Genomic DNA, 9,586 nt, shown 5'->3' with positions numbered 1-9,586 from the left:
GCGGAGTAGAGGTACTCCCAGCGGGGCGGGTCGGGGTCGGCGAGGTTGACCGTGGCGAGCCGGCGCTGCATCGCCTCGAAGGTGGCCGGGTCCCGGGTGAGGGCCAGGGCGTGCGCGTCGGCGCGGGCCTCGACCCGCCGCGACATCAGCGCCTGCACCGGGGTGGTGACCAGCCCGGCGACCGTGACCAGGGCGATCAGCAGCGGGAACGCCCGGGGGTCGGCGACCTGGTCGACCCCGGCCAGCCGGAGCAGGCCGCCCCACGAGCCGAGCAGGTACAGCGTGACCACGGCGAGCGCGGCACCGAGGGCGCCGGTCAGGGTGCCGGCCACCACGTCCTGCCGTTTGGCGTGTCCCAGCTCGTGCGCGACCACACTGGTCACCTCGGCCGGGGTCGCCTCGGCCAGCAGGGTGTCGTAGACGACGATCCGCCGGGTCGGGCCGAAGCCGGAGACGTAGGCGTTGACCGCCCGGGTCCGGCGGGAGGCGTCGGCGACCAGCACGTCGCGTACCGGCACGTCGTCGGCCTCGGCGAGCGCCAGCAGCTCGGTCCGCAACGGTCCCGGTGGCATCGGGGTGAACCGGTTGAACACCGGCTCCACCAGCACCGGCAGGACGAACGACAGCAGGACCACCAGGGTCGCGGCGCCCGCCGCGCCCCACGCCCACCACCAGCGGGGGGCCAGCCGGATCACGGTGTAGAAGCCGAGCAGCGCGGCCGCACCGATCACCGCGCTGACCGCGTACGACTTGAGCAGGTCCACCGTCCAGCCACCCCAACCGGAGGTGGCCAGCCCGTACCGGGTCAGCACGGCGTGCCGCCAGGCCGCGAACGGCAGGGTGAGCAGGTCGGCCACCAGGACCACCGCCAGCCCGCCGAGGACGGCGCGGGCGGTCCAGTGGTCACCGAACGGGCGGCCGGCGAACTCGACCAGCCGGGCACCCAGCGGGGTGAGGCCGAGCAGCAGCGCCACCAGCAGCCCGACCACGAGCGCGCCGTACGTGCCGGGACGCAGCGTGGCCCGGAACTCCCGGGCCCGGTCGACGTCGGCCTGCGGCAGTTCACCCAGGGCGGCGAGCTGGTCGGCCCGGGGGGCCGGCGGCCGGCCCCACGGGATCAGCAGCGCGGCGACGGCCACCAGTGTGACGACCAGCGCGGCGAACACCAGCATCGCCCAGCCGCGCGGCGTCACCCGCGCACCGTGCTGTTCCCGGCCATCGCGCCGCTCCTCCCACCACCGTGAGCGCCCATCCTATTGCCCGTCGGTGGCCGGCAGCCGGCACCGGGACCGGGTGGGAGTTGTCACCGGGACCGGGCGGCAGCCGTCCGGTCAGGACCGGGCGAGCCGGCGCAGCAGCGAGTCGGCACCCAGCGGGTAGGCGCCGTGCCGGCGCACCCCGTCGGCCACCTCCCGGTCGGAGGAGATCACCACCACCGGCCGCCCGGCCGGTTCCGCGCGGACCAGCCGGCGGATCAGCTCGTCGGCGGTCTCCCCCTTGCGGGAGAAGAGCACCCGGACGCCACGGGGTGCGGGGGGCAGCCCGTGCATCCGCTCCGCACCGTCGAAGACCACCGTCACCTCGTCGCCGGTCTGCGCGGCGATCCCACCGAGGCCACTGATCAGCCGCTTGCGCTGCTGTTCCAGCGACATCTCACCGAAGCCGCGTTTGGTCACGTTGTAGCCGTCCACCACCAGGTGGGTACGGGGCAGCGCGAGCAGCTCGTCCAGGCGGGCCGGGTCGTCGGTGTCCCGGGCGCGGGCCGAGGAGGCGGTGGTCGGCTGCTCGGCGAACGCCTCGGCCACGAAGTCGGCGGGCCGCCGGTCGGTGGGTTCCAGCGCCAGTTCGCGGCGCAGCCCGACGGCGGCCTGCCCGATGGTCTCCAGCAGCAGCCAGAGCCGGGCGTCGTCGACCGAGCGGGCCTCCTTGGCGGTCTGCCGGGCGGCCCCGGCGACGGCCTCCGCCTCGGCCAGCCGGGCACGTACCCGGCGCAGTTCCGCGTCGTGGTCGGCGGCGGCCCGGTTGGCCCGGCCGCGCTCGGTGGCCAGCAGTTCCGTGGCCCGGCGTTCCCGGGCCTGGGTCTCGCGCAGCGACCGGGCCAGCACCCGGGCCTCCTCGCGGAGCTGGCCCAGTTCCTCGCGTACCCGGGCCAGCTCGTCACGGAGCTTGTCGGCCTCGACCCGGGCCACCGCCCGGTCGTGCTCGGCCCGGGTGGCCCGTTGTTCCGCCTCCCGGATGAGTTCCGCCACCACGGCGCTGTCCACCTCGGCCCGGACCGCCGCACCGCTGGCCTCGACGAGATCCCGCCAGCCGGCCGGGCGGGCCAGGTAGCCCAGGGCGGCCACCTCCACCGGGTCGGCGGCGGCCGGCGCCGTACCCTCGACCACGGCCACGCCCAGCTGCCCGGCGTCGGCGATGACCCGCGAGGCCACCCGCTGCCGGAACAGCGGATCACCGGCAAGCTGGGTGGCGATGGCCGGCGCGCCGAGCCGGGCCCGCCGGTTGGGCGCGAACTTGGCGACCCGGCGCAACGGCACCGGCAGCTCGTCGGTGGGCAGGCCGGGAAGTACTGCGGCGGTGAGGGTGACGATCCGCTGCCGGACCGGTTCGGGGAGTGTGGGCTCCACCTCGGTGTCCGGCTCGCTTTCCGACCGCGCGTCCGCCTCGGTGTCCGGCGTACCGTCGGTGCCGGTGCCGGACGCGGTCTCCGCGTCGGCCTCCCGCAGACCGTCCGGGTCGGCGCCCCGCGCGACGTCGACCGACTCCTTCTCCGGAAGGTGGTCGTCGAGCGGCTCGGTGAGGGGCATGTGGCAAGTCTCCCACCGGTACCGGGCCCACCGCCTGGTGAGTGAGCCGATCTCTCATCGTAAGCGGATCGTCGCCACTCGCCCCTGCTGGGGTCTTCCTGCGGTTAGCGGGCGGGTCGTCCGGATCTGGCATGTCCGCGGCCCCGTTCGGACGTCGACACGATACCGCGCCCGGTGACGGCGGGTCATCTGCCGGGGTCGGCGGGTGACGGGCGCGGCAGGGTCCGGGCCGAGGCGGCGGCCGGCGTGTCGTACCGGGGCGCTAGCGTGCCCGGCGATGGCAGCACCGGAGTACGTCCAGCAGACCCTGGCCGGGTTCGCCGCCGCCACCGGGTCCGGCGGGGTCGACCCGGAGCTGCCGCTGCACGCCACCACCTTCGTGGTGGTGGACCTGGAGACCACCGGCGGCCCGCCGGACGGCGGCGGCATCACCGAGATCGGTGCGGTGAAGGTCCGGGGCGGCGAGGAGCTGGGGGTGCTCGGCACCCTGGTCAACCCGGGTCAGCCGATCCCGCCGTTCATCACCGTGCTGACCGGGATCACCCAGGCGATGCTGCTGCCCGCACCACCGATCGAGCAGGTGCTGCCGAGCTTCCTGGAGTTCGTCTCCGACGCGGTGCTGGTCGCGCACAACGCCCCCTACGACGTCGGTTTCCTCAAGGCCGCCTGCGCCCGGCACGGCTACCGCTGGCCCAACCCCCGGGTGCTCGACACGGTGACCCTGGCCCGCCGGGTACTGACCCGGGACGAGGTGCGCAACCACAAGCTCGGCACCCTCGCGGCCCACTTCGGCACCGCCCACCAGCCGACCCACCGGGCGCTGGCCGACGCCCGGGCGACGGTGGACGTGCTGCACGGGTTGATCGCCCGGCTCGGTGGGCACCGGGTGTACACCCTCGGCGACACCATCGAGTTCGCCCGGGCGGTCACCCCGACCCAGCGGCGCAAGCGGCACCTGGCCGAGGGGCTGCCCCGGGTGCCGGGGGTCTACATCTTCCGGGCCGCCGACGACCGGCCGCTCTACGTGGGCACCTCCGGTGACATCGCCACCCGGGTCCGCAGCTACTTCACCGCCGCCGAGAAGCGCGCCCGGATGTCCGAGATGCTCGCCGCCGCGGAGCGGGTCGAGGCGGTCGAGTGCGCGCACGCGCTGGAGGCGGAGGTACGCGAGCTGCGGTTGATCGCCGCGCACGCCCCGCCGTACAACCGGCGGTCGAAGTTCCCGGAGCGGGTGCTGTGGCTGAAACTGACCGACGAGCCCTACCCGAGGTTGTCGGTGGTCCGCGCGATCGGGCCGGACGACCGCGCCTACCTCGGCCCGTTCGGTTCCCGGCGCGCCGCCGAGCTGGCCGCCGCCGGGTTCCACGACGCGGTGCCGCTGCGCCAGTGCACCCACCGGCTCTCCACCCGCACGGTCACCCCGGCCTGCGCGCTGGCCGAGCTGGGTCGCTGCCCGGCACCCTGCGAGCACCGGATCACCCCCGGGGAGTACGCCGAACGCGCCGCCCGCCCGTTCACCACCGCCACCACCGCCGACCCCCAGCCGGTGGTGGACGCGCTGCTCGCCCGGATCGAGGTGCTCTCGGCCGGGCAGCGGTACGAGGAGGCCGCGGTGGTCCGGTCCCGGTTGGCCGCGGTGCTCCGGGCGACCGTCCGGATGCAGCGGCTGGCCGGGTTGACCGGCATCGCCGAGCTGGCCGCCGCCCGACCGGCGACCACCGGCGGCTGGGAGCTGGCGCTGGTCCGGCACGGTCGGCTGGCCGGGGCGGGGGTGTCCCCGCCCGGTGTCCACCCCCGACGGACCCTGGAGCTGATCCGGGCGACCGCCGAGACGGTCTCCCCCGGCCACGGTCCGGTGCCGGCGGCCACCGCCGAGGAGTCCGAACGCATCCTGTCCTGGTTGGAGCGTCCGGAGACCCGGCTGGTGGAGATGTCCTCCGGTTGGACCTCACCGGCCGACGGTGCGGCCCGGTTCCGTGACCTGCTCGCCAGGGCCGAGGGCGTACCGTCGGCGCAAGTTACGTCCAAACGCCCATGAGCAACTGACCGATCGGACTACGTCGACTCACTTAGGCTGTTAGAGAAGTGCAGTCCTGCCCGTTTCGTGGGCCTGCTCCCGGTTATCCGATAGACGGGACCGTGGAGCCGGGGTGAGGAGGTGTCCCAGGTGGACCTCGACGCCGGTCAAGGCGCCGCCCTCGGGGGCGCCCTCCCCACAGGCCTGCCGCTGACCCGCCGACTGCGGTCCCTGCTGTCCTGGCCTGCGGCGGAGCCCGACCCGGTGAACCACCTGGTCCGCTCGCACCGGGCCATCCACCCGGGTGCCGACCTGTCGGTGCTGCGCCGCGCGTACAAGATCGCGGACGACATGCACCGGGGTCAGTTCCGCAAGAGCGGTGAGCCGTACATCACCCACCCGTTGGCGGTCGCCGAGATCTGCGCCGACCTCGGCATGGACAGCACCACCCTGGTCGCCGCGCTGCTGCACGACACGGTCGAGGACACCCGGTACACGTTGCAGGCCCTCGCGGGGGACTTCGGCCCGGAGGTGGCCCACCTGGTCGACGGGGTGACCAAGTTCGACAAGGCGTTCTACGGCAAGGCGGCCGAGGCCGAGACCATCCGCAAGATGATCATCGCGGCCGGCAAGGACGTCCGGGTGCTCATCATCAAGCTGGCCGACCGGCTGCACAACATGCGTACCCTCGGGGTCCGCTCGGCCGCCTCCCGCAACCGGATCGCCAGCAAGACCCAGGAGGTACTGGTCCCGCTCTGCGACCGGCTGGGCATCCAGGCCCTCAAGCGGGAGCTGGACGACGTGGTGCTGCTGCACCTGGAGCCCGACGAGTACGCCCGGATCGACCGGCACGTCCAGCAGCGGCCGGGGTGGCACGAGTACCTGGACGCGGTGGTCGCCACCACCCGGAGCGCGCTGCGCCGGGACCGGGTCGACGCCGAGGTCAAACCCCGCCCCCGGCACTACTACTCGATCTGGAAGGACACCGTCGCGGGCGGGTACAGCGAGCCGTTCGACCTGCCCCGCATCGTGATCATCGTGGACGGCCCGGCAACGGACTGTTACGCCGCCCTCGGCGCGGTACACGGACAGTGGCGTCCCATTCCGGGCCGCTTCAAGGACTTCATCGCCTCCCCCAAGAACAACCTGTACCGGTCCCTGCACACCAGCGTCACCGGCCCGCAGGGGCAGACCGTCGAGGTGCTGATCCGGACCAGGGACATGCACCGGTCGGCGGAGTACGGCATCGCCGCCGACTTCCGGTTCCCCCGTACCCGGGACCAGCGGTCGGTCCACGCCGAGCAGCTCGACTGGCTGCGCCGGGTGCTCGACTGGGAGCACAAGACGACGGATCCGGCACAGTTCCTGGAGACGCTGCGGTGTGACCTGACCGAGGCGCAGATCCAGGTCTTCGCCGAGGGCCGGCAGGTGGTGCTGCCGGCCGGGGCCACCCCGGTCGACCTCGCGTACGAGTTGGGCCGGGACCGGGGCGACCGGTGCCTCGCTGCCAAAATCAACGGCCGGCTCGCCCCGTTGGCCTCCCAGCTCGACGAGGGCGACGTGGTGGAGATCTTCACCGAGAGCGACCCGCAGACCGACGTGGACGTACAGGTCGCCCCCCGGGGGCCGCGCCGGGAGTGGCTCGACTTCGTGAAGAGCCCGCACGCGCAGATGCAGATCAACCGCTGGTTCGCCGAGCACTCCGAGCCGGGGATCTCCATCGCCGACAAGGTCCGCCTCGGCCGCGCCACCATCGGGCTGGCACTGCGTAAGCAGAACCGTGGCCTGGCCAGCGATCTGCCGCTGCTGCGCCTCTCCGAGGAGCTCGGCTACCCGGACCTGGAGACGATGCTGGTCGCCGTGGTGGACCGCAGCATCGAGCCGGACGAGGTGGTCCGGCAGCTCATCGAGCTGGTGGACCAGCGCCCGTGACGAGCCGGGCCAGGTGACGCGCCCACCGTCGCCCCGGCTGCCGTGCGGCGCCGCCGGGACCTCTAGCCTGGTGTGGTGACCCCCCGCCGTAGTCCCGCCCTCCGTGCCCTGGTGTACCGCGTCTTCTACCGCCTGCCCGTGCCGGTGCGTCGCCGGCTGGTCCGGCTGGCCGTGCCGAAGTACATCGTGGGGGCGGTCACCCTGGTACGCGACACCGAAGCCGAGGGTGCGGGCCGGTTGCTGCTGCTCCGTCAGCCGCCGGGGCACAGTTGGACACTTCCCGCCGGCCTGCTCCAGCGCGGCGAGGCGCCGGTGGTCGGCGCCGCCCGGGAACTCGCCGAGGAGTCCGGCATCCGACTGTCCCCCGACGCGCTACGGCCCGCCGTACCGAACGCGGTGGTACACGCCAAGGGCTGGGTGGACATGGTCTTCGAGGCCGCCGTACCGGCCTCCCGGACCGACCTGGTGGTGGACGGCGCGGAGGTCTTCGAGGCCGCCTGGCATCCGCTGGACGACCTGCCCCGGCTGAGCCGGGCCACGGCCAACCTGCTCGGGTACTACGGCATCGGCCCGAACGCCGACCACGCCAGAGCCGGACGGGTGACGGGGTCCGGGCCGACGGACGGCGGAACGGCGACGGAATCCGGGCCGACGGACGGCGGACCTGCGACGGAGTCCGGGCCGGCGGCCGGGGACGCGGGCACGTCCCGGTGAACGCGACCGGCGGCGGGACCCCCGGGGTCGGGATCTGCGCGGTGGTGCTGGCCGCCGGTGAGGGCACCCGGCTGCGACCGCTGACCGAGCGGGTACCCAAGGCGCTCTGCCCGGTCGGTAACGTTCCGCTGCTGGACCGGGTCCTGGCCCGGCTGGCCGGTCTCGGCCTGACCGGTCCGGAACGGGTCGCGGTCAACGCCTGCTACCTCGGCGAGCAGGTGGTCCGCCACGTCGACGGGCGGGCCACCCTGTCGGTCGAGCCGGGGGCGCCGCTGGGTACCTCGGGCGGGCTGGGCAACCTGCGGGACGTCGTCGACGGGCGCGGGGTGCTCGTCGGCAACGCCGACGCCTATCTGGCCCACCCGTCGCTGCCCCCCGGGCCGGACATCGCGGCGCTGCTCGCCGGTTGGGACGGGGAGACGGTACGCCTGCTCGGCGAACCCGCCGACGCCCCGGACGCACCCGGCACCTTCTCCGGCCACCGGTTCGCCGGGTTCTCCCTGCTGCCCTGGCGGCGGGTCCGGGAGTTGACCTCCGAGCCGGGTGACCTGGTCCGGACGGTGTGGCGACCGGCGGAAGCGGCCGGCGAGTTGGAGGTGGTCACCTTCGAGGGCACCTTCCTCGACACCGGTACCCCGCGCGACTACCTGGCGGCGAACCTGCACGCCGCAGCCGGCGGCAACCTGGTCGCCGCCGGCGCGACGGTCGACGGCCGCTGTACCCGGGCGGTGATCGGCGCGGGCGCGGTGGTACACGGCGAGGTGACCGACGCGGTGGTGTGGCCGGGCGCGACGGTACGCCGGGGTGAGCGGCTGCACCGGGCGATCCGGGCCGGCGTCGACCTGACCGTTGCGGGGTAGATGGGGACGTCCTGATCCGGGCGTCCCGATCAGCCTCTAGCATGGGCCTCGACGTCGACGAGAGGAGTCCCTCGGTGATCACCGCGATCGTCATGATCGACTGCGCCACCGATTCGATCCCCGAGGTGGCCGAGACGCTGGCCGCCCTGCCCGGCGTCAGTGAGGTCTACTCCGTCGCCGGCCACGTGGACCTGATCGCGATGGTCCGGGTCCGCGAGTTCGAGCAGATCGCCCAGGTGATCGCGGGCCGCATCTCCAAGGTCCCCGGCGTGCTCAACACCGAGTCGCACATCGCGTTCCGCGCCTACTCGCAGCACGATCTGGAGGAGGCGTTCGCGATCGGCCTGGCCAGCGCCGACTGAACGGCACCGCCGCTGCAACGCGTGCTGCGCTGGACGGCACCGCCGTTTGAACGGGTACCCGCGGAACGGGTACGTCGCCAGCCCGCGCATCGCGGGCTGGCGACGTACCACCGGTGGATCAGCTACCGCTCGGGGTAGGCACCTCGGTCGAGGTACCACCCGGAGCCGGCGATTCGGTGGTGCCACCCGGGGCCGGCGTGGTGGTCGTACCACCCGGAGCCGGCGTGGTCGTACCACCCGGGCTCGGCGTGGCGCTACCGCTCACCTGCGGAACCGGGATGCCCAGGCTCTGGGCCAGGGCCACCAGCGCGTCGTAGTGCGCCTGGAGCACCGGCAGGGCGTCCTGCGCCAACTGGATCACCGACTGGTCGGAGCCCTGGGAGATCTCGGTCTGCACGGCCTGGATGGCCTGGACGTGACCCGCCAGCTCCGCGGTCACCCACTCGCGGTCGAACTCGGCACCGTTGACCTTGTTCAGCTGGTCGAGCACGGCCTGCTGGTCAGCGGTCGGCTTGTCGGGCAGCGTGATACCCAACTGCTGCGCCGTACTCTGCACCGACTGGTCCACCTGGGTGTGGTCGGTGGCGATCCGCTGTCCCAGATCCTTGACCTGCTGGTTCTGGCCCTTCTGCTGGGCCAGGTTACCGGCCTCGATCTCGGCCAGGTTGACCTGGTGGATCGCCTGCACGAACTGGGTGTCCTGGGTCGACGGCTGCACCGCCGCCTGTGCCGCTGCGGCTGGTGCCAGTCCCAACACCACCAGGGCCGCGAGCAGTCCCAGGCGTTTGATACCCAACATGCTTCCCCCCCTTTATTCGTTGGACCGCACGGATACCCGGCTGAGCCGGTTTAACCCCGGCGATCCACCCCGGTGGCCGGCAGGCGGCGGTGGGG

At 73.5% G+C, this 9,586-nt stretch carries 7 protein-coding genes and 1 pseudogene; 5 read left to right on the top strand and 3 right to left on the bottom strand.

Annotated features, from left to right (window positions below; genetic code table 11):
- Positions 1-1,193 (bottom strand): M48 family metallopeptidase (locus GSF22_RS25400; protein WP_208816252.1); only part of this gene is annotated, 1,193 nt, incomplete at its 3' end.
- A gap of 138 nt (positions 1,194-1,331) precedes the next feature.
- Complete coding sequence (locus GSF22_RS25395; protein ID WP_208816251.1) at positions 1,332-2,807, bottom strand: NYN domain-containing protein; 1,476 nt, start codon at positions 2,805-2,807, stop codon at positions 1,332-1,334.
- Between the two features lie 277 nt (positions 2,808-3,084).
- On the opposite strand from GSF22_RS25395, the gene GSF22_RS25390 reads away from it, so the two are divergent.
- From GSF22_RS25390 to GSF22_RS25370, 5 genes and pseudogenes are all read left to right on the top strand, one after another.
- A complete protein-coding gene (locus GSF22_RS25390) occupies positions 3,085-4,845 on the top strand; it encodes a DEDD exonuclease domain-containing protein (protein WP_208816250.1) in 1,761 nt (586 codons plus the stop codon).
- A 129-nt stretch (positions 4,846-4,974) separates the two neighbouring features.
- Entirely contained in the window at positions 4,975-6,756 is a 1,782-nt protein-coding gene (locus tag GSF22_RS25385; protein WP_208816254.1) for a RelA/SpoT family protein, read from the top strand.
- Positions 6,757-6,831: 75 nt separating this feature from the next.
- Positions 6,832-7,335: pseudogene (locus GSF22_RS25380) on the top strand (NUDIX hydrolase); the annotation flags it as partial.
- 131 nt (positions 7,336-7,466) lie between these two features.
- On the top strand, positions 7,467-8,330 hold the full coding sequence (locus tag GSF22_RS25375) for a sugar phosphate nucleotidyltransferase (RefSeq protein WP_307804310.1): 864 nt from the start codon (positions 7,467-7,469) through the stop codon (positions 8,328-8,330).
- A gap of 74 nt (positions 8,331-8,404) precedes the next feature.
- A complete protein-coding gene (locus GSF22_RS25370) occupies positions 8,405-8,692 on the top strand; it encodes an Lrp/AsnC family transcriptional regulator (RefSeq protein WP_208816249.1) in 288 nt (95 codons plus the stop codon).
- Between the two features lie 118 nt (positions 8,693-8,810).
- On the opposite strand, the gene GSF22_RS25365 is transcribed toward GSF22_RS25370, so the two are convergent.
- Positions 8,811-9,491, bottom strand: coding sequence for a DUF4142 domain-containing protein (locus GSF22_RS25365; RefSeq protein WP_208816248.1), 681 nt, complete (start codon positions 9,489-9,491; stop codon positions 8,811-8,813).
- Positions 9,492-9,586: the final 95 nt, after the last annotated feature.

The sequence above is a fragment of the Micromonospora echinofusca genome, assembly GCF_017614955.1.
Taxonomy (GTDB): Bacteria; Actinomycetota; Actinomycetes; order Mycobacteriales; family Micromonosporaceae; genus Micromonospora; species Micromonospora echinofusca_A.
This window is presented reverse-complemented; position numbering and strand designations above follow the sequence as displayed.